Genomic DNA, 25,419 nt, shown 5'->3' with positions numbered 1-25,419 from the left:
CGGCCGGCGTCTCGGCGGGTTAGCCGATCCTCCCAGCTAAAATCCCGCAATGTGTAGAAACACGCGGGTCGCGGAGGACCTTATGCTGAAGCCGCTCCTGCTGAGCTCTGTTCTTGCCGCCGGCGTTTCCCTCGGCGCCTTTGTCGCTCCTTCCTTTGCGGAAGATGTGGTGAATGTCTACACCACCCGCGAACCCGCGCTCGCCGCGCCGCTGTTCGAGGCCTTCACCAAGGAAACCGGCATCAAGGTCAACAGCGTCTTCGTGAAGGACGGTCTCGCTGAGCGCGTGAAGGCGGAAGGCGCGGCCTCGCCCGCCGACGTGCTGATGACCGTGGACGTGGGCAATCTGCTCGACGTGGTGGAAGCCGGTGTCACCCAGCCGGTCACCACCCCCGTGCTGACCGCCGCCGTGCCCGCCAATCTGCGGGACCCGCAGGGCCAGTGGTATGCCCTCTCCATGCGCGCGCGCCTCATCTATGAGACCAAGGATGAGCCGAAGCTGGTGGACTTCCATTATGAAGATCTGGCCGACCCGAAGTGGAAGGGCAAGATCTGCATCCGCTCCGGCCAGCATCCTTATAATGTGGCGCTGACCGCCGCCTATCTGGTCCATTACGGCGAGGCGAAGACCGAGGCCTGGTTGCGCGGCCTCAAGGCCAATCTGGCCCGCAAGGCCACCGGCGGCGACCGCGAAGGAGCCCGCGACATTCTCGGCGGCATCTGCGACCTGGCCGTGGGCAATTCCTATTATGTGGCGCTGATGCGCTCCGGTAAGGGCGGCTCGGACCAGAAGAAGTGGGGCGATGCCATCACCGTGGTCATGCCCACCTTCGAGGGCGGCGGCACCCATGTGAACGTGTCCGGCGCCGCCGTTGCCGCTCACGCGCCCAACAAGGCCAATGCCGTCAAGCTGCTGGAGTTCGCCGTTTCGCCCCAGATGCAGGCGCTCTATGCCAAGCAGAATTACGAATATCCGGTGCTGCAGGGGGCCGAGCTTGACCCGCTGATCGCCGACCTTGGCCCCCTCAAGGTGGACCCCATCTCCCTGGTGGACATCGCCAAGGCGCGCAAGAAGGCCAGCGAGCTGATCGACAAGGTCGGCTTCGACAGCTGACACGTGCGCGCACGGTGAGCATCACGACCACCTCCGGTCGCAGCCGGTTCGCCAGATCCCGCCCGGGGCGGCCCAATGGGCTCGTCCTCGCGGCGGGGGGGGTGGCGGCCGTGGTGGTTCTGCCGGTGGCCGCCCTGGTGGCCATCGCCGCCCGCGGGTCCGGCGATCTGTGGCCCCATCTCATCACCAATGTGCTGCCGGAGGCCTTGCTCCAGACCGGCGTCCTTCTGGTGGGGGTCGGGCTGCTGACGGTCCTGGTGGCGGTGCCGTGTGCCTGGCTGGTGTCCGCCTGCGACTTTCCCGGACGGCGGGTGTTCGACTGGGCGCTGCTGCTGCCGCTGGCTGTGCCCGGCTATATCGTCGCCTATTCCTACCTGGACATTCTTCATCCCCTGGGTCCGGTCCAGGGTGCAATCCGTTGGTTGCTCGGCATTTCCAGCCCCCGGGGGTTGCGCCTGCCGGACTTGCGGTCGGCGGGGGGCTGCATCTTCGTGCTGTCCTGCGTCCTTTATCCCTATGTCTATCTGTCTGCCCGCGCGAGCTTCATGGTGCAGTCGGCGGCGGTGCTGGAAGTGGCGCGCACCCTGGGTGCGGGCCCGTGGCGCACCGCCTTGCGCGTCGCCCTGCCCCTGGCGCGGCCGGCCATCGTGGCGGGGGTGACCCTGGCGCTGCTGGAAGTGCTGGGCGACATCGGCGCCTCCGAATTCCTGGGCATGCGCACCCTCACCGTGTCCATCTATGCCACCTGGGTGAACCGCTCCAACCTGCCCGGTGCCGCGCAGATCGCCCTGGTGATGCTGGCGGTGGTGCTGGCCCTCATCGCCGCCGAGCGGGTGGCACGCAAGCGCGCCCGCTACGTGGGCTCGGGGTCCACCCGCAGCCGTCCGGCCCTCCTCCTGTCGGGCTGGCGCGCCGCGGCGGCGGTGCTGGCCTGCCTGGTGCCTCTGACACTCGGTTTCCTGGTGCCCGTTGTTCATCTGGGGCTTGCTGTGGCCCAGCGGATCGGTACCAACGGCATTCCGCCCACCCTGTTTGCGGAGGCGCGCAACAGCGCGCTCCTGGCTGGAGGGGGCACGCTGGTCGCCCTGGGCCTCGGCGCGGTTGTGGCGGTGGCGCTGCGCCTGTCGCGGGGGCCGCTGGTTCCCGCCCTGGCGCGCCTGGCAGGGACGGGTTATGCGATCCCCGGCACGGTGCTGGCCATCGGCCTGCTCACCCCCCTGGCCGGCTTCGATAATCTCGTCAACGGCCTGATGGTGCAGATGACCGGCACCGGCACCGGCCTCCTGCTGTCTGGCTCCGGAGCGGCGCTGGTGATTGCCTATGCCATCCGCTTCCTATCGATTCCCATCGGCGGGCTTGAAGCCGGCTATGCCAAGATGTCGGTGCATCTGGACATGGCGGCGCGCAGCCTCGGCTCCACCCGCACCCGCGTCATCGAGCGCATCCATCTGCCGCTTCTGCGCCCCGCCGCGGCCACCGCCGCGCTGATCGTGTTCGTGGACGGCATGAAGGAATTGCCGGCGACGCTGCTGCTGCGTCCCCTGGGGGTGGAGACGCTGGCGACCCACATCTATGGGGAGGCCGCGCGCGGGACCTATGAGGATGGGGCGCTGGCCGCCCTTGCCATCATTCTGGTGGGGCTCGGGCCCGTCCTGCTGCTCGCGCGGCTCTCCCGGCGCCCCGAGCCAGGTGAGGCTTCCATGCAACAGAGCGCCGGCAGCGTATGAGGATGCGCCCGCTCACGGCATGCCAGCCTTGAAACCGACACAGACCGCCGGGAAGTTCAGGCCTAACGCGGGAAACCACTCAGGCAAACGGGGGCGAGTCGTTGGCTGAGCGTGGTCCCGTTTGACCGAAGACCGGAAGATCTGGTGGTGACATTCCATGACACGGCTCGCCGCGCCCTGGCCCTTTCGGCTGCGGTGATCGGCGGCCTCGCGCTCGCTGTCCTTGCTGCCATGGCCTTCGTGCCCATGCTGGTGTCCAAGAGCGACCTGCGTCGCCTCTCCACGGACGCCATCATGCAGGCCACCGGGCAGTTGGCGGCGATCGACGGAGAGGCCGAGTTCAAGCTCTTCCCCCTGCCCCAGGTGCATCTCACCCGGGTGGAATTCCCATTGCCCGGCGGCGGCACGCTGGATGCCGAAGGGGCGGTGGCCAACCTGCGGCTCATGCCGCTGCTGGTGGGCCGCATCGAGGTGGCGGACGTGGCGCTGGAGCGCCCCACCTTCATCTTGACCTCCACCGCATCCGCCCCTCCCGTGGCCGTGGCCGCGCTGGTGGTGGCGCCCGACGCCCCCGAACTGCGCGTTGAGAAGGGCACCGTGGTGCTCCGCTCCCAGGACGGCCTGACGCGGGAAATCATCAATGGCATCGATGCCCGCCTGGTGCGCACTGCCGGTGGCGCCGGGGCCTCGTTCACGGGCGTCTTCACCTGGCGCGACGTGGAGTGCGAGGCGCGCGTTTCCATTGCCAATGTCCTGGACTTTCTCACCGGAAAGGCCGTGGACACGCGGGTGGAACTGGCCACCGGCGGCTCCTGGGCGCGCTTCCGTGGCACCGCCTCCGGCGGCCGCAAGCCGGGCGCCACAGGCGATGTGTCGGGGGATACGCCATCCCTGCGCGGCCTGCTGACCTGGATCGGCATCGAGCCGCCCACCGCCGGCGGCCTCAAGCATTTCGCCTTCAACGGCAAGGTGCAGGCCAGCGGCGACCAGGCCGCTTTCACAGCCGTGACTCTGAAGCTGGACGCCAACCAGAGCGAGGGCGCCCTCAGCGCCAAGCTGGATGGGGGGCGCCCCACCATCCAGGGCACCTTCGCCTCGGACAAGCTGGACGTGACGCCCTATGGGCGGATGAACCTCACGGACAGCGCGACCAATGTCTGGGACCGCACGCCGCTCAACCTGAAGGCCCTGTCCCGCCTCGATCTGGATCTGCGCTTCTCGGCGGCCGCGGTGAGCGCGGAGGAGAGCACGTTCGAGCGGGTGGCCACCAGCGCCATGGTCCGCTCGGGCCGCCTCACGGTGGCGGTGGGCACAGCCCATGCGTGGGGAGGCGACGTGCGCGCCTCCCTGTCGGTGGGGCCTGCCCCAGGGGGCCAGGGCGCCACCATTCGCGCCGAGGCGGAAGGCAATAAGGTGGCTCTGCTGCCGGCCCTCGACGACCTGCTGGGGGTGCGTCGTCTCGACGGCACCGGTGACCTGGAGGTGCAATTGGAAGGCTCGGGCGCGAGCATTCTCGATATTGCCCAGTCCCTGACCGGCCATATCGAAGTGAGCGGCACCGACGGCGCCGTACTCGGGGTGGACGTGGCGCAGGTGCTCAACCGCATCGAGCGCCGCCCCCTCTCCGGCGGCGGCGACCTGCGCGGCGGGAAGACCGCCTATGACACGCTGGCCGCCAAGGTTCTGATCGACGGCGGCACGGCCACCATCGAGGAGGCCAGCATCCAGGGCAAGCAGGTCAGCCTGTCCTTGACCGGGAATGTCTCCGTGGCCCGTCGCGAGATCGACCTGAAGGGCGAAGCTGTCCTGCTCTCCCCGGCCACGCCGGGGGCGGAGCGGCCCAAGCCGGACTTTGACCTGCCCTTCATGGTCCAGGGTCCCTGGAGCGGCGCTTTCGTGGTGCTGGACCCGCAGATCCTGATCCGCCGGTCCGGGGCGGCCCAGCCCTTGCTGGAGGCGGTGCGTAACCGCACCAATGGGGAAGCGGCGGTACGCTCCGTCATTGAGCAGCTGGCCAAGCCCTCCGCCTTGCCCCCCGTGCCCGCCAAGGCCAACGGCAACTGACGGTCACCGCCCCCGCCACCGGTCTTGCCAGTTCAGGTGAGATGGAGACTGAAGAGCATTTCAGCGGACGGCCACGTGAAATTCTTTTGATATTCCAAGGACTTGAGTGGTGTTCCTGATCCGCTTTCGAGGCATCGGTCTCATCCGTTCGGAGAGGCGTGCGCCCCTCACTGGGCGGGCTGAGAGCGCCGCGCGCGGGTCGCCTGAGGCAGCGCCTCCGGGATGGGGTCGGTGGCCAAGCGCGCGAACAGCAAGTGATCCTCCCAGGTGCCGTTGATGCACAGATATTGCCGCGCATAGCCCTCGCGGCTGAAGCCGAGGCGTTGCAGCAGGTGGATGGAGGCGGCGTTATTGACCATGCAGGCCGCCTCGATCCGCCGCAGACGCAGCGCCTCATAGGCCACCGGCAGGACCGCGCTCACCGCCGCCCGCATATAGCCCTTGCCGGCATAAGGCGCGCCCATCCAATAGCCAAGACTCGCCGCCTGGCACACGCCCCGGCGCACATTGGACAAGGTGAGGCCACCGAGTAGCACATGTTCCCGCTCATGGAAGATGAAGAGCGGATAGGCCTCGTCGGACATCATGTCCCGCGCATAGCGGCGCAGGCGGTGGCGGAAGGCGGTGCGGGTGAGGTCATCCGCCGGCCACAGCGGCTCCCACGGGGTGAGGAAGGCGCGGCTTTCTTCCCGCAGGTCCCGCCAGGCCGGATAGTCCTGAATCTGCGGCACCCGCAGATAGACCCCGCGACCGGGGATCACGGGGAGCACTTCATTGCCGAAGACGGTTCTCAGGAACCACATGGACGGGGCTCGTGCCAGCGACTTTGAGCGAGGCGCCCGCCGGACGCGCCCCGAAGGACACGCCTGACCGTAGCGTCTCACTCATGAACCGGGCCGGCCTCGGGCGCTCCGGTGCCGGCTATGCTCTCAGACGTTCCACCACGCGGGCCGCCGGTTCAAGCCCCTCGCCCGGACCAATCGCCGCGAGGGTGGGCCGGCCGGAGGCCACCAGATCGCGCGCCGCCTGCCGCACACCCTCCACGGTGACCGCCTCCACCTTGGCGACGATCTCCTCCAGAGGGATCACCCGGTCGAAGCCGAGGATCTGGCGGGCCAGCTGCTCGGCCCGCGCGCCGGAGCTTTCCAGTGCCGCGAGCAGGCCCACCTTCATCTGCGCCTTGGCGCGGGCGACCTCCGTCTCCGTGACGGTCTCGCCGGCAGCAATGATCTGGTCGATGACCACATTGGTCAGTTCGCCCACATCTCCTACGTCGGTGCCCGCATAGACGCCGAACAGGCCGGTGTCCGCATAGGACCAGTGGAAGGCATAGATGGAATAGCACAGGCCCCGTTCCTCGCGGACCTCCTGGAAGAGACGCGAGGACATGCCGCCGCCCAGCACATTGGTGAGCACCTGCAGGGCGTGATAGCCGGGGTCCTTGTAGGTCCGCCCCTCCAGGCCCAGCACCACATGCACCTGTTCCAGGTCGCGCGGGGTGAGCAAGGTGCCGCCGCCATAGCGGGCATCGGGCGTGATCGGCTTCTGGGCGGACGCAACGGATTTCAGGCGATGCGTCGCCTCTTCCACCAGATGGTCATGGTCCACCGCGCCCGCGGCGGACACCACCATGCGCGGCCCCCGATAGGTGCGCCCGAGATAGGCGCCCAGCGCCTGCGGGTCGAACGAGCGCACCGTCTCGGGCGTGCCGAGAATGGAGCGGCCCACCGCCTGGCCGGGAAAGGCGGTCTCCTGGAACAGGTCAAACACCAGGTCGTCAGGCGTGTCCTGGACGGCGCCGATCTCCTGGACGATGACATTCTTCTCCCGCGCCAGCTCGTCGGGAGCAAACGCCGGCTCGGTGAGGATGTCGGAGAGAATGTCGAGGCCGAGCCCCACATCCTCGCCCAGCACCCGCACATTGTAGGAGGTCTGCTCCACCGAGGTGGCGGCATTGATGTCGCCGCCCACCTGCTCGATCTCCTCCGCGATGCGGCGGGCGGAGCGGCGGCGGGTGCCCTTGAAGGCCATGTGCTCCAGCAGGTGGGAGATGCCGTGCTCCCCCTCCTCCTCGTCGCGGGCCCCAGCCCCCACCCAGATGCCGAGCGAGGCCGTGCCCAGGTGCGGCATGGCGTCGGAAATGACGGTGATGCCGTTCTCCAGCGTGGTGCGCTTCACGCTCATGCGTGCGCCCTCGCCGAGATGCGGGCATGGGCGGTGATGAAGGCTTCGATGGCACCGATGTCGTTGGGGAGCACGGTGGTGCGCTCCTTGCGCGTCATCAGGTCCGCCATATGGGGCGGCAGCGCCGGGCGCTTGCCGGTGGCGGCTTCCACCGCGTCGGGGAACTTGGCCGGATGGGCGGTGGAGAGCACCACCTGCGGCACGCGGGCGGCATGCTCCACTTTCCCCGCCACCGCCATGGCCACGGCCGTGTGGGGATCGAGAATATAGCCGGTGTCCTGATAGACCTTGCGAATGGTGGCGGCGGTCTCCGGCTCGTCGGCCCGGTCGGCGGAGAAGTCGCCGGCGATGGCCTCCAGCGCTGGGCGCGGCAGGGTGAAGCTGCCGGACTGGCTGAGCTGGGCCATCAGCGTGCGCACGGTGGCCGCATCCCGGTCCACCGCCTCGAAGATCAGCCGCTCGAAATTGGACGAGACCTGGATGTCCATGGATGGCGAGGTGGAGGGCTGCACGCCCTTCACCTCATAGCGCCCGGTTTCCAGGGTGCGGGCGAGGATGTCGTTCACATTGGTGGCGATGGTCAGGTCGCGCACCGGCAGGCCCATGCGCTTGGCCACCCAGCCGGCGAGGATGTCGCCGAAATTGCCGGTGGGCACCACGAAGGAGACCTCCCGGCTGGGCGCGCCGAGCGCGGTCGCGGCATAGAAATAATAGACCACCTGGGCGACGATGCGCGCCCAGTTGATGGAATTGACCCCCGCCAGCGCCATCCGGTCGCGGAAGGCGTGGTGGTTGAACATGGCCTTCACATGGGCCTGGCAATCGTCAAACGTGCCTTCCACCGCGATGGCATGGACATTGGCCCCGCCCACCGTGGTCATCTGGCGCCGCTGCACCTCCGACACGCGCTTGTGCGGGTAGAGGATGAACACATCCACCGCGTCAGACTGGCGGAAGGCCTCGATGGCAGCGCTGCCCGTGTCGCCCGAGGTGGCGCCCACGATGGTGGCCCGCCCGCCCCGCTGGGCCAGCACATGATCCATCATGCGCGCCAGCAATTGCATGGCCACATCCTTGAACGCCAGGGTCGGGCCGTGGAACAGCTCCAGAATGAAGCGGTTGGGCGCGATCTGGACCAGAGGCGTCGTGGCCGTGTGGCGGAAGGTGCGATAGGCGTCCGCGATCATCACGTCGAGCGCGGCGGAGGGAATGGCCCCATCCACGAACGGGGTGATGATGCGGCGCGCCACCTCCGCATAGGACTTGCCGGCCAACGCCGCGATCTCGTCCGGTTTCAGCGTCGGCCAGTCCTGCGGCACATAAAGTCCACCATCGCGCGCAAGCCCGGCGAGCAGGGCATCGGCGAATGACAAAGGCGGCGCCTCGCCGCGGGTGGAGACGTAAAGCAAGACCTCGAACTCCGAACGATGCACGAAGACCAACGCGCGACCGCGCGTCGCGAACCTGCGGCAAACTAGACAAGTTGGGGCGTCGGGGAAAGCGGCGGCTTACTCGCCGAACACCGACCAGCGCATGGCCTTGGCCAATTCCTCCAGCGCCTGGGTGCCCAGCACCGAATTGCCCTGGGCGTCGAGGCCTGGCGACCACACGCAGATGGACGCCTTATTGGGCGCCACCAGGAGAATGCCGCCGCCCACCCCGCTCTTGCCCGGCAGGCCGACGCGGAAGGCGAAGTCGCCGGAGCCGTCATAATGGCCGCAGGTGAGCATCAGCGCATTGATGCGACGCGCCCGCTCGGCGGAAATGACACGGATGCCCGAGCCCGGCAGGCGGCCGGAAAAGGCGAGGTAGCGACCCGCCATGGCCATCTGGCGGCAGGACATGGCGATGGAGCAATGGTGGAAATAGACGCCCAGTGCATGGTCCACCGGGTTTTCCAGCACCCCGAATGCCCGCATGTAATTGGCAAGCGCCGTGTTGAGAAAGCCGGTCTGCTTCTCCGAGCGCGCCACATGCTGGTCCATGGCGATGCTGTCGTCCTCGGAGACGAAGCGGATGAAGCGCAGGATCTCGCCCAGCACCTCGCGCGGCTGGTGGCCGGCCAAAAGCACGTCGGTGACCGCGATGGCGCCTGCATTGATGAAGGGATTGCGCGGCTTGCCCTTCTCATATTCCAGCTGGACGATGGAGTTGAACGGATGGCCCGAGGGCTCCCGCCCCACCTTGTTCCACAGCGCGTCGCCCACCTTGCCCAGCGCCAGGGTCAGGGTGAAGACCTTGGAGATGGACTGGATGGAGAAATGGGTGTCGGCATCCCCGCCCACATGCATCTCGCCTTCCGCCGTCACCACCGCGATGCCGAACTGGTCCGGGGAGACCTTGGCCAGCTCGGGGATATAGCTCGCCACCTTGCCGCGCTCCTTGCGGAGCGACATGCGGGCGGCGATGTCCTGGACGACGGTTCCGATGTCGGGCAAAGCAATCCTCGGAAAGTTGGCGCGGAAGACGGGATCATAGCCGGATTAGCGTCCCGCACGAGCCCAATGGCGCAGCACTGATCCGCCCGCCTTGCATATGCGTTAATCGCCCACCGCGACCGCGCCTGGCGGTCCCGGCCTGCGAGGTGTCATGCCGTCTCCCGCTTTGCATTGGTTCCGCACGGATCTCCGCCTCTCCGACAATCCCGCCTTGACCGAGGCCGCCCGCGCGGGACGGCCAATGGTGGGGCTGTTCGTGCTGGATGAGGACAGCGCCGGCCTTCGGCCGCTTGGGGGCGCCGCCCGCTGGTGGCTCGCCCGATCGCTGCGGGCGCTGGCGGCGGACCTTGCCGCGCGCGGTGTCCCCCTGGTGCTGCGCCGGGGGCGGGCGGGCGAAGTGGTGCCAGCGGTGATGGCGGAACTGCAGGCCGAGGCGCTCACCTTCAACGCCCGTCCCGGCGCGGCGGAGCATGCCATCGACACCAGGGTGGCCGAGGTGGTTCGAGCCCATGGCGCCGAGGTGAAGGTGTTCAATGCCCACCTGCTTCATCCGCCGGGCACGGTGACGACTCAGGCCGGCACCTTGCCGCGCACCTTTTCCGCGTTCCAACGGGCGGCCTTGAAAGAGCGGCGGCTGCGGGAGCCGCTTCCCATTCCCGCGCCGCTGACGGGGTGGGCCGGGGAGATCAAGGGCGACGCATTGGAGGAGTGGGGGCTTGAACCCGGCAAGCCGGATTGGGCCGGGGGACTTCGCGGCGCCTGGACCTGCGGAGAAGCGGCCGCGCAAGCGCGCCTCAACGCCTTCGTCTTGGACGGGCTGAAAGGCTATGCGGACGGCCGCGACGTGCCCTCGGCCGCCCATGTGTCCCGCCTCTCGCCCGCCCTGCGCTTCGGGGAGATCTCGCCCCGCCAGGTTCGCGCAGTGGCGCGCCATGCGGCGGAGCTGGGGGCAGTGTCCGTGCGGGACGGCGACAAATTCGAATCGGAACTCTATTGGCGCGAATTCGCCCATCATCTGCTCGCGGCCGAGCCCGACATGGCCCACCGCAACCTCCAGGCTGCCTTCGATGATTTCCCCTGGCGCGATGGCCTTGAGGATCTCGTCGCCTGGCAGAAGGGGCTGACCGGCTATCCCATCGTGGACGCCGGCATGCGCCAACTCTGGCAGACGGGCTGGATGCACAACCGCGTGCGCATGGTGGTGGCCTCCTTCCTGTCGAAGCACCTGCTCATCCACTGGCGGCACGGCGAAGAATGGTTCTGGGACACGCTGGTGGATGCCTGCCCCGCCAACAATCCCGCCAGCTGGCAATGGGTGGCGGGCTCCGGCGTCGATGCCGCGCCCTATTTCCGGGTCTTCAACCCGGTGCTCCAGGGCGAGAAGTTCGACCCCGACGGCACCTATGTGCGCACCTATGTGCCGGAACTGGCCCGCCTGCCCGCGGCCGTCCTCCACAAGCCCTGGACGGCGGATTGCGCCACCCTGGAGCGGGCCGGGGTGAAGCTGGGCCTCACCTATCCCCAGCCGATGGTGGACCATACGGCCGCCCGGGACCGGGCGCTCGCGGCCTTTGAGCGCATCAAGCGTGGCTCCAGCTGAAATCACAGACGAAAGTTGTTATTAATTAAAATGCGCCGGTCGAATCTGTTGGATTACACCTTTCTTCACGCGCATCATGGGGCTAATGAGCAAGGACGGCAGATGCCCTTACCCGGCCGGCAGGTCGGCGCGGCATGGCAATGACGTCCGGTGTGCGAGAGGTTGGTCCCATGAGCATTCGCAACGGTCTGGTGGAGTCCATTGGCAACACCCCCCTGATCCGCCTCAAGCGGGCCTCCGAGGAGACCGGCTGCGAGATCCTAGGCAAGGCGGAATTCCTCAATCCCGGGCAGTCGGTGAAGGATCGCGCGGCGCTGGGCATCATCCGCGACGCCATCGCCAAGGGCACGCTGGAGCCCGGCGGCGTCATCGTGGAAGGCACGGCCGGCAATACGGGCATCGGCCTTGCCCTGGTGGCGGCGCCCTTCGGCTTCAAGACCGTCATCGTCATTCCCGAGACCCAGTCCCAGGAAAAGAAGGACATGCTGAAGCTCGCCGGCGCCACGCTGGTGGAGGTGCCGGCCGTCGCCTATGCCAACCCGAACAATTATGTGAAGGTCTCCGGCCGCCTCGCCGAGGCGCTGGCCAAGACCGAGCCCCACGGCGCCATCTGGGCCAACCAGTTCGACAATGTGGCCAACCGGCAGGCCCATATCGACACCACCGGCCCGGAAATCTGGGAGCAGACTGACGGCAAGGTGGACGGCTTCGTCTGCGCCGTCGGCACGGGCGGTACCTTTGCCGGCATCGGCATGGCTCTGAAGGCGCGCAACGCCAATGTGAAGATCGCCCTCGCCGACCCCATGGGCGCGGCGCTTTATTCCTATTACACGACGGGCGAACTGAAGGCCGAGGGCTCCTCCATCACGGAAGGCATCGGCCAGGGCCGCATCACCGCCAACCTCGAAGGCGCGCCGGTGGATTTCGCCTACCAGATCCCAGACGAGGAGGCCGTTCCGATCGTTTTCGACCTGTTGGAGCATGAGGGCCTGTGCCTCGGCGGTTCGTCCGGCATCAATGTGGCCGGAGCCATCCGCCTCGCGCGGGAACTGGGGCCGGGGCATACTATCGTCACCATTCTCTGTGACTTCGGCACGCGCTATCAATCGAAGCTGTTCAACCCGGACTTCCTGCGGTCCAAGGCTTTGCCGGTGCCCGGCTGGCTGGAGCGCAAGGCTGAAGTCCCCAACGTCCTCGTCTGAAGGACGCGTCCAAACGCCCGATTGAGAAGGCCCATCATGTCGATCTTCGTCACCACCGAATGGCTCGCGGACAATCTGAACGCCCCCGATCTCGTCATCGTGGATGCGTCCTGGTACCTGCCCAACGCGCAGCGCGACGGCAAGGCCGAGTTCCTGGAGCGTCACATTCCCGGCGCCGTCTTCTTCGACCTGGATGGCATTTCCGACCACAGCACCGATCTGCCCCACATGCTGCCCGAGCCGCGCGACTTCGCCACGGCGGTGGGCGCGCTGGGCATCGGCGACGGCGTGCGCATCGTGGTCTATGACACCGTGGGCCTGTTCTCCGCGCCCCGCGTGTGGTGGACCTTCCGGGCCTTCGGCGCGCAGGATGTGAAAATCCTGGAAGGCGGCCTCACCAAGTGGATCGCCGAGGATCGCCCCCTTGACCACGGCCCCGCCACCCGCAAGCCGGCGGTCTTCACCTCGCGGCTCGACCGCTCGGTGGTGGCCGATATCGCCCATATCGAGAAGGCCATCGGTACCTCCACCCAGATCCTGGATGCCCGCGCCGCCGGCCGCTTCACCGGCGAGGCGCCGGAGCCGCGGCCGAACCTGTCCTCCGGCCACATTCCCGGCAGCCTCAATCTGCCCTCCTCCAACCTCGTGCAGGATGGCAAGCTGGTTTCGCCGGACGTGGTGCGCAAGGAACTGGAAGCGGCGGGCGTCGACCTGTCCCGCCCGGTCATCACCTCGTGCGGTTCGGGCGTGTCGGCGGCAATCCTCTGGATCGCCCTGGAGAGCGTCGGCAAGCGTCCGCAGGCGCTCTATGACGGCTCCTGGACCGAATGGGCTTCCAGCGGCAAGCCGATCGAAAAGAGCGCCTGACGGCGGCAGGAGAAGGGGTGGCGCCACGCGCCGCCCCGGCCTTCCTCACAACAGGCCGAGCGACCGCAATTCCTTCTGCAGCGCCTCTGGCAGGTCCGGCGCGCTGCGGGCGTCATCCAGATCGGCCGGCGCGTCGGCCGCTTTCAGATAGCGCCAGCCCTGGAACGGCCGGGACGGCCGGGGCACCACGCGCACCACCTCCGGGTCCAGGACCAGCCGGCAGCGGCGGATGCCCTCCCCGTCCACGAATGGACGGATGTCCAGGAGCGCCTGCCGGCACAGCACCTCGCCCTTGATGACCCAATAAAGCGAACCGCCTGCCTTCAGCTCATCGGGCCGGGACGGCACCATGCGCGTGGTGTGATACTGCTCCACCGGCTCGCCCCGCGCCGCCTTCTCGGCGAGGCGCTCGGCGATCCAGTCCGTGAGGTCCTCCACGGATTCGGCGCCCACGCACAATTTGATGAGATGGAGCGGACCGCTCATGCCTGGGGTACCTGCGGCGCCGGGAAGCGCTTGACGAGAGGCCAGTCCACCTCGTCCGCCGGCACGGACCAGGTCTCCGCCAGCGCGGCATCCCGCCAGGCGACGAAGTGGGGATAGGCGTGGATGGCGGCCACATAGTCCGCCACCTCCGGCGCCATGGGTACGTCATAGGTGCGCAAGCGCGTGGCGAGCGGGGCGAACATGGCATCGGCGGCGCTGAAGCGGCCGAAAAGGAACGGCCCGTCCTGCCCGAATCGCGCCCGCGCCGTGGTCCAGATGGCCGTGATGCGGGCGAGATCCTTCTCGACGCCTTCGGTCAGGGCACGCGGCTCCGGCGGACGCCACAGATTCATGGGCAGATGGCCGCGCAGGTGCGTGAAGCCCGCATGCATCTCGGCGGCGATCGACCGGGCCATGGCGCGGGCTGAACGGTCCGTGGGCCAGAAGGTGCGGTCGGGATAGCGTTCGGCCAGATGCTCGATGATGGCGATCGATTCCCAGACCCTGTCTTCGCCGTCGATCAGCACCGGCACGCGCCCGGCCGCGCCGAGGCCGGGCACGGTCTCGCGAAACAGGTCGCTGTCCAGCGGCAGGAGCGTCTCCTCGAAGTCCAGGTCCACGGCCTTCATGGCCAGCCAGGGCCGCATGGACCAGGAGGAGTAGTTCTTGCTGCCGATGATCAAAGTGAGCGTCACATGGCCCTCCCCACGATCCCTCGCGCGCCGCTCGCGCACCCCCACCTTACAGCAGGGTGCGCGTGCGACTCATACGATCGGCGCGCCGCCCACAGGCGATCCGCCGGCCGGTCAGCACCCAGGGTGCGGTATCAGGAAAATGGGGCGCCGCGCAGGCCTTACCGGCCTGCGACGAGGGTCGGCTCGAAGCCGCCGAACAGATAGACGAGGCAGATGGCCACGAGGAAAACGGCGATCATCCGACGTGCGAAGCACCAGCAGGAGCGATCGGTCGAGACTGTCATGATGACAAGAATACCCTGGGTCTTGGTCTGGGTGCGGGGCCATGGTCCGGCTCCCGCATCGCAAGGCGCATGATGCGCTGCGTAACCGTGTTAGTTAATGAATCGTTCATAAAACCGCAATGGGGATCGGTGTGCGATGCACAGCCTCTTGCAAGCCTCACCCGCGCCACATCCGATTCGTGCCATTCGTTGGGGCCGCCTCTCGCCCGGTTTCGCCGGCGTGCGCCTTGCTTGTCTTGTCCAGCCGGTGGCTCGCCTCACCCGGCCAGGGGCTTGCGCGCCGCCGCGGGCGATGCCAGAGGGGGAGCATGAGCCAGCCTGATGCCGAAAGCGCCCGCGCCGCCCTTCCCGCCGAGGATGAGGTGAGCCGCACCCTGCTCGCACTTGCCGCGGAAAGCGGGGAGACGGGCACCATATCGCCCACCCAGGTCGCCCAGGCCCTGCTGCCGCCCGACCAGTGGCAGCGCGCCTTGCCTCTGGTGCGCCGGGTGGCGGTGGGCCTCGCCCGGGAAGGCCGGCTCATGATCTTCCGAAAGGGCAAGCCCGTGGACCCCGAGGCGTTTCGCGGCGTCTATCGGCTCGGCCTTCCCCGCAACGATTGAGCGCGGCGCCTCACGGCGCGGGAAACAGCACGTTGATCCGCCCGGTGAGGTAATAGGCCGTCAGCCCCACCCATTCCTTCGCCGCGATGTCGGTGAGGTCCAGCCCCTCGGACGCCCGCAGGAACGGCGTGGCGAGGCCCTCGGGGCCAGTGGTCCGATAGTCCACAGGCACGGCGATGACGGGAAATCCCGCCGCGCGAAAGGCGCCCATCGCCCGCGGCATGTGGAAGGCCGACGTCACCAGGAGCCAGCGCGCCCCGGGCTTGGGGTCGATCTTGGCCCGCACGAAGCGTGCATTCTCGGCGGTGTTGCGCGAGCGGTCCTCATAGAGGACCCGCTCGGGATCGATGCCCACGTCCTTGAACACCTCACGCACCGCCCGCCCTTCCATGGGCGCGTCATCGCCCAGGCTGCCCGACCCGCCGGAAAAGACGAGCTGCGCCTCGGGATAGGTCCGGGCCAAAGCGCTGAACACGATCACCCGCTCGCCGGCATCATTGATCGCGGGCACATTGCGCGTGATGGCGATGTCGGGGACCTCCGAGCCGCCCAGCAGGATGATGCCGTCGACGGGCCGGGAGTCGGGAACGAACGGGGGAAAGCGCTCCTCAAGGGGCGAGACGAGGTAATTGGCGAGCGGCGAGAAGCCGGCAATGACGAGGCCCCCAATTCCCAACAGCAGGGCCAGGATCGCCGGGCGCCACACCCCCACCAGCACCATGGTAACGCCGAGGGTCGCGAGGAGGATGAGGAGGTTTGAAGGGACAACCAGCGTCCAAAAAATCTTCGATAACGTGAAGAAATCGTCCACGCGCATCTCCCCTGCCCCGCGCCTTCGATAGACATTGGAGAGAGGATGGGGAAGAGGAAGACGCAGGCTTGCGAAGGTGTCGCCCTGCTACATTTTGGCCGCGGCGGCCGTCATCCATGGCCGCCGCGCAAGAGTGGTATAGTGGTCAGGCAGTCTTGTCGAAGAGTTCTCGGCCGATGAGCATGCGGCGAATCTCGCTGGTGCCCGCGCCGATCTCATAGAGCTTGGCGTCGCGCAGCAGGCGGCCGGTGGGATAGTCGTTGATATAGCCGTTGCCGCCCAGGGTCTGGATGGCCTCCAGGGCCATCCAGGTGGCCTTTTCGGCCGCGAACAGGATGGCGCCAGCGGCGTCCTCTCGGGTGGTGGCGCCCCGGTCGCAGGCGCGCGCCACCGCATACACATAGGCGCGCACCGCGTTCATGGTCACATACATGTCGGCGATCTTGCCCTGCATCAGCTGAAAGGTGCCGATGGGCTGGCCGAACTGCTTGCGCTCATGAACATAGGGCAGCACCACATCCATGCAGGCCTGCATGATGCCCACCGGGCCCGCGGCGAGCACGGCCCGCTCATAATCGAGGCCGGACATGAGCACGTTGACGCCCCGGCCCACCTCGCCGAGCACGTTCTCCTCCGGCACCTCGCAATCCTCGAACACCAGTTCGCCGGTGTCGGAGCCGCGCATGCCGAGCTTGTCCAGCTTCTGCGCCGTGGAGAAGCCCTTAAAGCCCTTCTCGATCAGGAAGGCGGTCATGCCGCGCGGGCCGGCATTGGGATCGGTCTTGGCATAGACCACCAGGGTCTCGGCGATGGGACCGTTGGTGATCCACATCTTGGAGCCGTTGAGGATGTAGCGGTCGCCCTTCTTCTCGGCGCGGGTGCGCATGGACACCACGTCGGACCCGGCGCCCGGCTCCGACATGGCAAGCGCGCCCACATGCTCGCCGGTAATCAGCTTGGGCAGGTAGCGGGCCTTCTGGTCGGCCGAGCCGTTGCGGCGGATCTGGTTCACGCACAGGTTGGAATGGGCGCCATAGGACAGGCCCACCGAGGCGGAGGCGCGGCTGATCTCCTCCATGGCGATGACATGCTCGAGATAGCCGAGGCCCGAGCCGCCATATTCCTCTTCCACCGTGATGCCCAGGAGCCCCAGCTCGCCCAGCTGCGGCCACAGGTCGCGCGGGAACTGGTTGGTCTTGTCGATCTCGTCGGCCCGCGGGGCGATCTTGTCGTCGGCGAAGGCGCGCACCGTGTCGCGCAGCATGTCGGCGGTTTCGCCGAGATCGAAGTCGAAGCCACGATGGGAGTTGGACAACATGAGCGATCTCCTCCAGCCCCTCGACCATTTTGCGCGGCGACGCCTGCGGCGGGTTCCACTGCCCGGGGCCGGACAAAAATAAAACGAATGGCCGTTTATTCAACCTGAATGTGCGACGCAGGCCAGCCTGGGGCTCTTAGAAGGAAATGTCATCCTCGACGGAGGGATCGGGCAGCCGGCGTTGGCTGTCCCTGGGCCGCAGCTTGGCATCCTGCGCCGCCAGCATGGCACGGGCGACGCCGATCGCCAGCGCGGGCGCGAACAGATAGCCCTGGGCCTGCTGGGCGCCGAACGCCCGCAGGAAGCGCAGCTGCTCGCGCGTCTCCACCCCCTCGGCGGTCAACACAATGCCCAGCGCACGGCCGAGACGGACCACATATTCCACGATGGACGCCGCATCCCGGTCGACACCCAGATTGGCGATGAAGGAGCGGTCGATCTTGATCTTGGTGACCGGCAGGTGGCGCACGTGAATGAGCGACCCATGTCCGGTGCCGAAATCGTCGAGGGCGATCCGCACGCCGGCATCGCGCAACCGCTGCAGCGCCGCGCCCGCATGGCCCGTGGCGTGGAACAGCGCGCTTTCGGTGATCTCGACCTCCAGCCGTGTCGGATCGAACGCCTCTTCCTGAAGGATGTCGAGGATGCGCTCGGCGAGGTCCGCCTGACGCAGGCTGACGGCGGACATGTTGACCGAAATGGAGACATGGCCGAGGTCCCGGCCCAGGCGGCAGGCTTCCCGCAGCACCCAGCGGTCGAGGCTGGGCATTAGTCGGGAGCGCTCGGCGATGGGCACGAAGGCGCCCGGCAGCAGCAGGCCGCGTACCGGATGCTGCCAGCGCACCAGCGCCTCGAAGCCGACAATGCGCTCGCTCTCCACATCCACCAGCGGCTGAAACATCAGGAACAACTGGTTGTGCGCAATCGCACTTTCCAGTTCCTGCTCGACGCTCCGGCGGGCGCGGACCTCCACGTCCAACTGCGCCTCGAACACGCGGGAAATGCCGCGCCCTTCTTCCTTGGCCCGGTAGAGAGCGATGTCGGCGAGGCGCATCAATTCCCGTGCCTCACTGGCATGTTCGGGCGCAAACGCCATGCCGATGGAGGCGCCCACGGTCAGGCCATGGCCTTCCGTATCAAAGGGAATCTGCACCGCCTCCAGCAGCTTGGGCGCCAGTTCATGGGCCATGCGCACGCCGTCGGGATAAAGATAGATCACGAACTCGTCGCCGCCGAACCGCGCCGCAAGGCCCGCCGTGCCCAGTCGATCGCTGATCCGCTCGGCCACATGGCGCAGCAGGTCGTCGCCCACCCCGTGACCCAGGGTGTCGTTGATGTCCTTGAAGCCATCAAGGTCGATGAACAGCAGGGCGAGGCTCTCTCCGGCCTTGAGACCATCCACGGTGCGGGAGAGTTCGCCGATGAAATGGCCGCGATTATAGAGGCCGGTGAGATAGTCCCGCGAGGCAAGGGCGCGGGCGCGGGCTTCGCTCGCGGCCAGCGCTCGGCCGTCGCGGCGAGCGCGCATCAGCAGGTTGACGCAGATGGCTAGGAGCAGGGAGGACAGGAGCGCCACCACCGGGGTGACGCGCTCCAGCGACATCCAGTCGGACCGCTCCGATTTCCAGGCCAGAAGCAGGTCGGCGGTTGCATCGGTGCGCACCGGCGCCAGGGCGATGCCATTGTCGTGGCTCGCGGCGGCCGAGGCGGCGGTCAGGCGCAGATTGTGCACACCGGTGCGATCTTCGATCTGGCCCAGCAGGTCCCGGTCCAGCAGGTCCACCGCCACCAGATAGACGCCGCGCGGGTTTGCCTCGCTCTCCGGCGCCATGCGCCGCACGGAGGCCAGGCCCACCACGTTGCCATCCACCAAAATCCCTTCGCTCCCCCCTTCCGAGAGGGTGGACGGCTGGGAAATCAGGCGCCGAAAGGTGCCGCGCAGGGCGTTGAAACTCTCCGGGTCGGAGACGGAATCGCCGTCCGAGGCGGCGTAGAGCACCGTGCCGTCGCCATCCACCAGATAGGTGCGCTCATAGGAAAAGCGGTGGAAGAGCGGGGCCGCCAGGCGTTCCTGGAGCTCGCGCCAAGCCTCGCGCCGGCCCACCGCGAAGGGGCCGGCCTCTTCCGCCAGCAAGGCCAGGGTGCGGTTCATCACCTCCGCATGCTGATGAAGCGCCGCCCGCACCTCCCGCTGTTCGATGCGGCTGGCATGACGGTCGCGTTCCACCATCACCAGGACGACCAGCGCCAGGATGCAGACCAGCACGACCGACACGGCCGCCGCTGTGGCGAAGGTAAAGGTCTGGGCTACGGCGCCCGAACGCCTGCGAATTTCAGCCTCCGTAGCGCCGTCGCAGGCTTGAGCCTGGAATTCTTGTCTGACGGCGGGCCCTTATTTGGAGGACCTGCAGCGAATGCGCAAGGGCAACTTGATCCAGCTTGCGAATATTAACCTTTTGCGAACCAGAGCGAAGCAAAGCCGAGAAAGGTAAAGAAACCAACGCTGTCCGTTACGGTTGTGACGAATACGCCGGATGCAACCGCAGGATCGAGCTTCAGGCGCTGGATGGTGAGGGGCACCAGGATGCCGAACAGGCCTGCGGCCAGCATGTTCACCACCAGCGCCGCCCCGATGACGCCGCCGAGCTGGAGATTGCCGAACCAGGCCGCCGCGATCAGCCCCAGGAGCACGGCAAGGAGCGCGCCGTTCAGCAGGCCCACCAGGACCTCGCGGGTGACGACGCGGCGGGCATTGTGGCTGCCGAGGTCCTTGGTGGCGAGCGCGCGCACGGCCACCGTCATGGTCTGGTTGGCCGCATTGCCGCCCATGGAGGCGACGATGGGCATGAGAATGGCGAGGGCCACCATCTTCTCGATGGTGTCGGAGAACAGACCGATGATGAAGGCCGACAGGAAGGCGGTGCCGAGGTTGATGACCAGCCAGGGCAGGCGGCCGCGGGCGGTATAGGGCACCGTGTCGGACAATTCCTCGTCGCTGCCGACGCCGGCCATGGCGCGCAGGTCCTCGTCCGCCTCTTCCTGGATCACGTCCACCACGTCGTCGATGGTTATGACGCCCACCAGGCGCCCGGCATCATCCACCACGGGGGCCGAGACCAGATTGTAGTGCTCGAACATGCGCGCGACGTCTTCCTGGTCGTCGTTCGCCTTCACCACATGACGCTGTTCGTTCTTCACCGCCGTGAGCAAGGTCGGCCGGCGGGTGCGCAGCAGGCGGTCCAGCGAGACCGCCCCGACGAGGCGATAGGCCGGGTCCACCACAAACACTTCGTAGAAGGTCTCCGGCAGATCGGTGGTATCGCGCAGATAGTCGATGGTGCGCCCCACCGTCCAGAAGGGCGGGACGGCGATGAACTCGGTCTGCATGCGCCGGCCGGCGCTTTCCTCGGGATAGTCGAGGGAGCGCTGGAGGGCCACCCGCTCCGGCGCGGGGATGTGCTGGAGGATGTCGGCCTTTTCGTCTTCCTCGAGGTCTTCGAGGATATAGACCGCATCGTCCGAATCCAGGTCGCGGATGCCTTGCGCCACCGTCCAGGGCTTCAGCGCCTGGAGGATCTGCACGCGCATGGTCTCGTCGAGTTCGGTCAGCGCGGTGAAGTCGAAATCCCGGCCAAGGAGCTCGATGAGCTGGGGACGCTCCTCGGCATCGAGCGCCTCGATCAGGTCGCCGAGATCGGCCTCGTGGAGTCCGGCGAGGTCCTGCCGGAGGGTGCCCACATCCATCTCGGCGATGGCGGTGGAGACCTTCTCGATGAAATCGGGCAGGAGCATCCCCTCCTCATCGCGGACGGCGGGGGCGACCTTGTCGTCGATGGCGGGATCGTGCTCGCGCATCCCCTCCCCTTTCCGCGCTGGAACTCGGAACGCTTCGCAATTGAACCGCCTTAGTAGTGCGCCACGCTCCCCGAGGGAAGCGCCAAGCGCAGGCCGTGGCGACGCCCCACAAGGACCGTGGCGCGGGCGCATGGGCTGGGCCGCAAACGATCCCGCCCCGTCCAAGGTTCCCGCCGACGGGGCGCCCCGTGTGCGATGGCTCATCGCCGGCCACGCCGGCCGCTTTTCGGCCCTGCTCACAGGTTCTAAGAAGGGCCATGTCTCAGACGCCCCCGCTCACCCTCCTCTCTCGACGCCGCCTTTACGTGCCGGCGCTGGCCGCATTCTGCCTGGCCGTCATGGCCGGTGCCGCTGCCGCCGCCGAATGCGGTCCCGACGCACTGGGCACGTCCCATGTCCTCGAGGTGCCGGCGGGGGTGCGGGTGGGCACCAAGTCCTTCCCCCAGACATTACCGCTGGCGCCCAAGGAGGTGGTGCTCACCTTCGATGACGGTCCCTGGCCGGGCACCACCGCCGCCGTCCTCGACGCGCTGAAGGCGGAGTGCGTGCGCGCCACCTTCTTTCTGATCGGCGAGAATGCGCAGGCCCGGCCTGCCCTGGCGCGACGGATCGTCGCCGAGGGCCACACCCTCGCCCACCACACCATGACCCATCCGGCGGCGACGCTGGCCCATATCCCCTATGAGGCGGCGGTGGCGGAGATCGAGAAGGGCATCGCCGCCGACGAGAAGGCCGCCTATGGCGCGGCGGGCGCGACGCCCCGCGTACCCTTCTTCCGCTTTCCCGGCTTCGCCTCCACCCCGCAATTGCTGGCCTATCTGGAAAAACGGGGCATCTCGGTGTTCGGAGCGGACCTGTGGGCCAGCGACTGGAATGTCATGACGCCCGAGCAGGAATTGGACCTGGTGCTGAAGCGCCTGGAAGCCGCGCAAGGCGGGATCGTGCTCTTCCACGACACCAAGACCTATACCGCAGCCATGATTCCGTCGTTCTTGAGGGCTTTACGAAAGCTTGGTTATCACATTGTCCATGTGGTCCCAGTCGGACAGACATCCGCCGGTCACTGAGTTCGCCTCTCTTTGAGCCGCCGCCGGGCGCCTGCGGCTCGGGGCCTTCATGGAAGGGCCCTTCAGGGGGCGAAATGGAGTGACGGGCATGCGTTCCCTTCTTCTGGCCAGCGTCATGGCGCTGGCGGCCGGTGGCGCGCTGGCGGCGGAAAGCTGCCCCAACCCCGATGCCCTCGGCACGTCCCGGGTGGTCACCGTCGATCCCAAGGCCATGCCGTTCCTGGGCTCGCTGCAATATAAGCAGACCATTCCGCTCCAGAAGGGCGAGGTGATCCTCACCTTCGACGACGGCCCGCTGCCGCCCTACACCACGCGGGTGCTGGACACGCTGAAGGCGGAGTGCGTGAAGGCCACCTTCTTCATCGTGGGCACCATGGCCCACGCCCATCCCGCCTTGCTTCAGCGCGAGGTGCAGGAGGGCCATTCCATCGGCACCCACAGCCAGACCCACCCCCTGATCTTCCCCAAGCTCACCCAAGAGGCGGGCCTCCAGGAAATCCAGAAGGGCTTTGCCTCCACGGACGCGGCGCTGGCCCCCATCGGTGCCCATGCGGGCCCCTTCTTCCGCTTTCCCGGGCTGGGCCGGACCAAATTCTACGACGCCTATCTCCAGCAGAACGGCGTCGCCGTCTTCAGCGTCGACCTGGTGGCCGATGACTGGATGCACCTGAAGCCCGACGAGGTGATGAAGCGCGCCCTCGACCGCCTGGAGGCGCGGGGCTCGGGCATCCTGCTGCTGCACGACATCCAGCCCTCCACGGCGGTCATGCTGCCGACCCTGCTGAAGGAGCTGAAGGCGCGCGGCTTCAAGGTGGTGCATGTGGAGCCGGCGACCACCACTCCGGTGGCGCTTTCGCCCGGCAAGCCCGCCTTGCCCGCCAGCGCGGCCACGACCGCCCCGGTGCATCCCGCCTCCGCTCCGGCGGGCACTGCGGTGACCGCGCCGGCTGCGAGCGGCACTCCGGCCGCCGCAGCGGGGACGGTGACCGCCGTGACCGTGAGCCCGGCCAAGCCGGCCAGCGTGCCCCGTCCGGTGCCCTCGCCCGTGCCCCAGGCGCAGCCGCAGCCGGTGGCGGCGGCCCCGGCCGAATCGGACGCGCCGGCGAAGAATCCGGTGGAGACCTTCTTCAACCAGCTCTGGCCGCGCATCCTGCCCGATCTGACGCCCAAGGCCGAGGGCCATGCCGCCGGATCGGGAACGCCGCAGGAATGAAGAAGCGGCCATCCGGCGGCGCCGGGTGGCCGTCCCACCGGGGCCTTGGGGGTCGAAAGCCCGTGCAGAAACGAAAAGGGCGCCCCGAGAGGCGCCCTTTTCGTTTCCCTTTGCACCGGGCGGGAAGGCCCTGCCAATCTGGTGCGGACGAGAGGACTCGAACCTCCACGGGTCTCCCCACTAGCACCTCAAGCTAGCGCGTCTACCAATTCCGCCACGACCGCATTCAGATCAGGCTCGGCGCCGTTTCCCGTTAGGGTCCCGTCCGCCGGGGGCCATCGTCTAACAGATCGACTCCGGCGCTACAAGGCCTCAACAGCGACGATCGCAACATCTATATGAAGCCTGTGGACGAGTGCGGCCCGCCGCCGCGTCGAAACCTTGGCAGCCCAATGATCGCATCTGTTTCCAGCCGTTCCTCCCTTGATGGCCGCCTCCTGCCGGCCGATGCCGCCGCCCCGCCCGTGGAGTGGATCGTGGCCGATTCCCTCGTGCCTTATCCCGAGGCGGTGCGACTCATGGAGGCCCGCGTCGCCGACATTGCCGCGGGGCAGGCCGCCGAGGCGGTATGGCTGGTGGAACATCCGCCTCTCTATACCGCCGGCACCAGCGCCCGGCGGGAGGATCTGCTGGATGAGCGATTCCCGGTGTTCGAGACCGGGCGCGGCGGTCAGTTCACCTATCACGGGCCCGGCCAGCGGGTGGCCTATGTGATGGTGGACCTGAAGCGCCGGGCGCCGGACCTGCGCCGCTATGTGGCGGGGCTGGAGGACTGGCTGATCGGCACGCTCTCCGCCTTCAACGTGACCGGAGAGCGCCGCGAGGACCGTGTGGGCGTCTGGGTGCCCCGCGCCGGTGGAGAGGACAAGATCGCCGCCATCGGCATCCGCGTGCGCCACTGGGTGACGTTCCACGGCATTTCTTTGAACGTGGACCCGGACCTCGACCATTTCTCCGGCATCGTGCCCTGCGGGGTGCGCGAGCACGGGGTGACGAGCCTCGTGGCCCTCGGCCATCTGGTGGGCATGGCCGAGGTGGATGCGGTGCTGAAAGTGGCGTTCGAGGAGATTTTCGGGCCCACCGTGCGGGCGGAGACGCTGGCCGTCAAATAAGTTGTCACTAAACAAAACAGTTTGAACTTGATTGCAATGTGCAACTGCGCCCCACTTCACCGGAGCGGGTTTTTAAGGTGGCAGCAGTGACTGCGAAATCGGAAGCATCAAAGGGTCACGACTACTCGGCCCAGGATTTCGGGAAGCTGTTCCTGAAGGAAAGCGCGAAGGACATCATAAAAAATTCGGATCGTCGCGACTTCTTCCATAACCTGGTTAAGTCAGGCACCGCCCACGCCCTGCGCGGGGGATTGGTGAAAGTCGGTCTGCAGGACCACTTGGCCCAAGGCATAGCAGATCATTACACAATTGCTTACGAGCTTCTGAAAAAGAACGCGTCGCTCACAGGGCGGGATCTCACCGCCTTCCTGCTGAAGAAGGGGATCGCCATCGCGCGGATGGGAAATGTTGACGACAAGCTGACGTGCGGCATCTCGGTGGCGGTGCTTGCCGTGAGCATCGTGAAGGCCACCGGCACGCTTCTGGCGACGGCTCCCACCGGCGGGACCACAACGCCGGTCCTTCTCCTTCAGGTGTCCGAAGTGGTGATGGATGCCTACAGCATGAATGCAGATTGTAAGATCACGGAAACCATCGAGCGGAAGGTGAACGAAACGGCACAGCCCGTCTATATGTGGTTCCATAACGGCATAACCGAGTGGATGGGAGCTCCCAGGTTCTAGGCTATTCGTTCCCGTCATTCGCCTGATGGGGAGGCGTGAGGAGGCCGCCAAGGCGACATCGGCGGAAAAGGGAGAGCAAGCAAGGCGCGGCGATCTG

22 protein-coding genes and 1 tRNA gene are annotated in these 25,419 nt (G+C 67.3%); 11 read left to right on the top strand and 12 right to left on the bottom strand.

Annotation, left to right across the window (positions count from 1 at the left end):
* Positions 1 to 82 precede the first annotated feature (82 nt).
* From ACT54L_RS15180 to ACT54L_RS15170, 3 genes are all read left to right on the top strand, one after another.
* On the top strand, positions 83 to 1,114 hold the full coding sequence (locus ACT54L_RS15180; protein WP_476086470.1) for a Fe(3+) ABC transporter substrate-binding protein: 1,032 nt from the start codon (positions 83 to 85) through the stop codon (positions 1,112 to 1,114).
* Between the two features lie 20 nt (positions 1,115 to 1,134).
* On the top strand, positions 1,135 to 2,841 hold the full coding sequence (locus ACT54L_RS15175) for an ABC transporter permease (RefSeq protein ID WP_476086690.1): 1,707 nt from the start codon (positions 1,135 to 1,137) through the stop codon (positions 2,839 to 2,841).
* A gap of 147 nt (positions 2,842 to 2,988) precedes the next feature.
* Positions 2,989 to 4,905, top strand: a complete 1,917-nt coding sequence (locus tag ACT54L_RS15170; protein ID WP_476086469.1) for an AsmA family protein — start codon at positions 2,989 to 2,991, stop codon at positions 4,903 to 4,905.
* Between the two features lie 167 nt (positions 4,906 to 5,072).
* On the opposite strand, the gene ACT54L_RS15165 is transcribed toward ACT54L_RS15170, so the two are convergent.
* The 4 genes from ACT54L_RS15165 to ACT54L_RS15150 form a co-directional block, all read right to left on the bottom strand.
* A complete protein-coding gene (locus ACT54L_RS15165; protein ID WP_476086468.1) occupies positions 5,073 to 5,708 on the bottom strand; it encodes a GNAT family N-acetyltransferase in 636 nt (211 codons plus the stop codon).
* A 118-nt stretch (positions 5,709 to 5,826) separates the two neighbouring features.
* The gene (locus tag ACT54L_RS15160) at positions 5,827 to 7,089 is read right to left on the bottom strand and encodes a M16 family metallopeptidase (RefSeq protein WP_476086467.1); all 1,263 of its coding nucleotides are present in this window, start codon (positions 7,087 to 7,089) and stop codon (positions 5,827 to 5,829) included.
* Positions 7,086 to 8,498 (bottom strand): threonine synthase, encoded by a 1,413-nt coding sequence (gene thrC / locus ACT54L_RS15155; RefSeq protein WP_476086466.1) that lies wholly within the window; start codon positions 8,496 to 8,498, stop codon positions 7,086 to 7,088. The genes ACT54L_RS15160 and thrC overlap by 4 nt, the downstream gene beginning before the upstream one ends.
* A 99-nt stretch (positions 8,499 to 8,597) precedes the next feature.
* The gene (locus tag ACT54L_RS15150) at positions 8,598 to 9,527 is read right to left on the bottom strand and encodes a glutaminase (protein WP_476086465.1); all 930 of its coding nucleotides are present in this window, start codon (positions 9,525 to 9,527) and stop codon (positions 8,598 to 8,600) included.
* A gap of 151 nt (positions 9,528 to 9,678) precedes the next feature.
* Between ACT54L_RS15150 and ACT54L_RS15145 the strand changes: the two genes are divergently transcribed.
* The 3 genes from ACT54L_RS15145 to sseA all read left to right on the top strand — a co-directional run bounded on the left by ACT54L_RS15145 (position 9,679) and on the right by sseA (position 13,196).
* Entirely contained in the window at positions 9,679 to 11,127 is a 1,449-nt protein-coding gene (locus ACT54L_RS15145) for a cryptochrome/photolyase family protein (protein WP_476086464.1), read from the top strand.
* A 170-nt stretch (positions 11,128 to 11,297) separates the two neighbouring features.
* Positions 11,298 to 12,329: a cysteine synthase A gene (locus ACT54L_RS15140; protein ID WP_476086463.1), complete on the top strand. Its 1,032-nt coding sequence runs from the start codon at positions 11,298 to 11,300 to the stop codon at positions 12,327 to 12,329.
* A gap of 36 nt (positions 12,330 to 12,365) precedes the next feature.
* On the top strand, positions 12,366 to 13,196 hold the full coding sequence (gene sseA, locus ACT54L_RS15135) for a 3-mercaptopyruvate sulfurtransferase (RefSeq protein ID WP_476086462.1): 831 nt from the start codon (positions 12,366 to 12,368) through the stop codon (positions 13,194 to 13,196).
* A 45-nt stretch (positions 13,197 to 13,241) separates the two neighbouring features.
* Here the strand turns inward: sseA and ACT54L_RS15130 are convergent, their stop codons facing one another.
* The 3 genes from ACT54L_RS15130 to ACT54L_RS15120 all read right to left on the bottom strand — a co-directional run bounded on the left by ACT54L_RS15130 (position 13,242) and on the right by ACT54L_RS15120 (position 14,661).
* Positions 13,242 to 13,682: a DUF1489 family protein gene (locus tag ACT54L_RS15130; RefSeq protein WP_476086461.1), complete on the bottom strand. Its 441-nt coding sequence runs from the start codon at positions 13,680 to 13,682 to the stop codon at positions 13,242 to 13,244.
* The gene (locus tag ACT54L_RS15125; RefSeq protein ID WP_476086460.1) at positions 13,679 to 14,377 is read right to left on the bottom strand and encodes a glutathione S-transferase family protein; all 699 of its coding nucleotides are present in this window, start codon (positions 14,375 to 14,377) and stop codon (positions 13,679 to 13,681) included. Before ACT54L_RS15125 ends, ACT54L_RS15130 begins: the two co-directional genes overlap by 4 nt.
* Before the next feature lie 158 nt (positions 14,378 to 14,535).
* Positions 14,536 to 14,661 carry a hypothetical protein gene (locus tag ACT54L_RS15120; RefSeq protein ID WP_476086459.1) on the bottom strand — a complete coding sequence of 42 codons (126 nt, stop codon included), beginning with the start codon at positions 14,659 to 14,661 and terminating at the stop codon, positions 14,536 to 14,538.
* A gap of 308 nt (positions 14,662 to 14,969) precedes the next feature.
* Here ACT54L_RS15120 and ACT54L_RS15115 point away from each other — a divergent pair, with 308 nt between their 5' ends.
* Positions 14,970 to 15,263, top strand: a complete 294-nt coding sequence (locus ACT54L_RS15115; RefSeq protein WP_476086458.1) for a DUF3253 domain-containing protein — start codon at positions 14,970 to 14,972, stop codon at positions 15,261 to 15,263.
* A gap of 10 nt (positions 15,264 to 15,273) precedes the next feature.
* Here the strand turns inward: ACT54L_RS15115 and ACT54L_RS15110 are convergent, their stop codons facing one another.
* The 4 genes from ACT54L_RS15110 to mgtE form a co-directional block, all read right to left on the bottom strand.
* Entirely contained in the window at positions 15,274 to 16,080 is an 807-nt protein-coding gene (locus tag ACT54L_RS15110; RefSeq protein ID WP_476086457.1) for a YdcF family protein, read from the bottom strand.
* Positions 16,081 to 16,219: 139 nt separating this feature from the next.
* The gene (locus tag ACT54L_RS15105) at positions 16,220 to 17,392 is read right to left on the bottom strand and encodes an isovaleryl-CoA dehydrogenase (RefSeq protein ID WP_476086456.1); all 1,173 of its coding nucleotides are present in this window, start codon (positions 17,390 to 17,392) and stop codon (positions 16,220 to 16,222) included.
* A 136-nt stretch (positions 17,393 to 17,528) separates the two neighbouring features.
* A complete protein-coding gene (locus ACT54L_RS15100) occupies positions 17,529 to 19,667 on the bottom strand; it encodes a putative bifunctional diguanylate cyclase/phosphodiesterase (protein WP_476086455.1) in 2,139 nt (712 codons plus the stop codon).
* A 173-nt stretch (positions 19,668 to 19,840) separates the two neighbouring features.
* The gene (gene mgtE / locus ACT54L_RS15095) at positions 19,841 to 21,247 is read right to left on the bottom strand and encodes a magnesium transporter (RefSeq protein ID WP_476086454.1); all 1,407 of its coding nucleotides are present in this window, start codon (positions 21,245 to 21,247) and stop codon (positions 19,841 to 19,843) included.
* A 257-nt stretch (positions 21,248 to 21,504) separates the two neighbouring features.
* On the opposite strand from mgtE, the gene ACT54L_RS15090 reads away from it, so the two are divergent.
* Both ACT54L_RS15090 and ACT54L_RS15085 read left to right on the top strand, forming a co-directional pair.
* The gene (locus tag ACT54L_RS15090) at positions 21,505 to 22,314 is read left to right on the top strand and encodes a polysaccharide deacetylase family protein (protein WP_476086453.1); all 810 of its coding nucleotides are present in this window, start codon (positions 21,505 to 21,507) and stop codon (positions 22,312 to 22,314) included.
* Positions 22,315 to 22,402: 88 nt separating this feature from the next.
* The gene (locus ACT54L_RS15085) at positions 22,403 to 23,527 is read left to right on the top strand and encodes a polysaccharide deacetylase family protein (protein ID WP_476086452.1); all 1,125 of its coding nucleotides are present in this window, start codon (positions 22,403 to 22,405) and stop codon (positions 23,525 to 23,527) included.
* Between the two features lie 139 nt (positions 23,528 to 23,666).
* Here ACT54L_RS15085 and ACT54L_RS15080 read toward each other — a convergent pair.
* Positions 23,667 to 23,751 (bottom strand) — tRNA-Leu (locus ACT54L_RS15080).
* Between the two features lie 168 nt (positions 23,752 to 23,919).
* Here ACT54L_RS15080 and lipB point away from each other — a divergent pair.
* Together lipB and ACT54L_RS15070 are read left to right on the top strand one after the other, a co-directional pair.
* Positions 23,920 to 24,639, top strand: coding sequence for a lipoyl(octanoyl) transferase LipB (gene lipB, locus ACT54L_RS15075; RefSeq protein WP_476086451.1), 720 nt, complete (start codon positions 23,920 to 23,922; stop codon positions 24,637 to 24,639).
* An 86-nt stretch (positions 24,640 to 24,725) separates the two neighbouring features.
* Positions 24,726 to 25,322 (top strand): hypothetical protein, encoded by a 597-nt coding sequence (locus ACT54L_RS15070; protein ID WP_476086450.1) that lies wholly within the window; start codon positions 24,726 to 24,728, stop codon positions 25,320 to 25,322.
* Positions 25,323 to 25,419 lie beyond the last annotated feature (97 nt).

It is taken from the genome of Aquabacter sp. DMC10, from assembly GCF_056314145.1.
The sequence above is the reverse complement of the archived record's forward strand: the minus strand, read 5'-3'. Positions and strand labels throughout refer to the sequence as shown.

Excerpts from the sequence above, each read along its gene's own strand:
- ACT54L_RS15120 (WP_476086459.1), bottom strand. The coding sequence starts at position 14,661 with ATGACAGTCTCGACCGATCGCTCCTGCTGGTGCTTCGCACGTCGGATG.
- sseA (WP_476086462.1), top strand. The coding sequence starts at position 12,366 with ATGTCGATCTTCGTCACCACCGAATGGCTCGCGGACAATCTGAACGCC.
- ACT54L_RS15130 (WP_476086461.1), bottom strand. The coding sequence starts at position 13,682 with ATGAGCGGTCCGCTCCATCTCATCAAATTGTGCGTGGGCGCCGAATCC.
- ACT54L_RS15115 (WP_476086458.1), top strand. The coding sequence starts at position 14,970 with ATGAGCCAGCCTGATGCCGAAAGCGCCCGCGCCGCCCTTCCCGCCGAG.
- ACT54L_RS15105 (WP_476086456.1), bottom strand. The coding sequence starts at position 17,392 with ATGTTGTCCAACTCCCATCGTGGCTTCGACTTCGATCTCGGCGAAACC.
- mgtE (WP_476086454.1), bottom strand. The coding sequence starts at position 21,247 with ATGCGCGAGCACGATCCCGCCATCGACGACAAGGTCGCCCCCGCCGTC.
- ACT54L_RS15180 (WP_476086470.1), top strand. The coding sequence starts at position 83 with ATGCTGAAGCCGCTCCTGCTGAGCTCTGTTCTTGCCGCCGGCGTTTCC.
- ACT54L_RS15145 (WP_476086464.1), top strand. The coding sequence starts at position 9,679 with ATGCCGTCTCCCGCTTTGCATTGGTTCCGCACGGATCTCCGCCTCTCC.
- lipB (WP_476086451.1), top strand. The coding sequence starts at position 23,920 with ATGATCGCATCTGTTTCCAGCCGTTCCTCCCTTGATGGCCGCCTCCTG.
- ACT54L_RS15140 (WP_476086463.1), top strand. The coding sequence starts at position 11,298 with ATGAGCATTCGCAACGGTCTGGTGGAGTCCATTGGCAACACCCCCCTG.
- ACT54L_RS15090 (WP_476086453.1), top strand. The coding sequence starts at position 21,505 with ATGTCTCAGACGCCCCCGCTCACCCTCCTCTCTCGACGCCGCCTTTAC.
- ACT54L_RS15160 (WP_476086467.1), bottom strand. The coding sequence starts at position 7,089 with ATGAGCGTGAAGCGCACCACGCTGGAGAACGGCATCACCGTCATTTCC.
- ACT54L_RS15110 (WP_476086457.1), bottom strand. The coding sequence starts at position 16,080 with ATGCGCGTGGACGATTTCTTCACGTTATCGAAGATTTTTTGGACGCTG.
- ACT54L_RS15165 (WP_476086468.1), bottom strand. The coding sequence starts at position 5,708 with ATGTGGTTCCTGAGAACCGTCTTCGGCAATGAAGTGCTCCCCGTGATC.
- ACT54L_RS15085 (WP_476086452.1), top strand. The coding sequence starts at position 22,403 with ATGCGTTCCCTTCTTCTGGCCAGCGTCATGGCGCTGGCGGCCGGTGGC.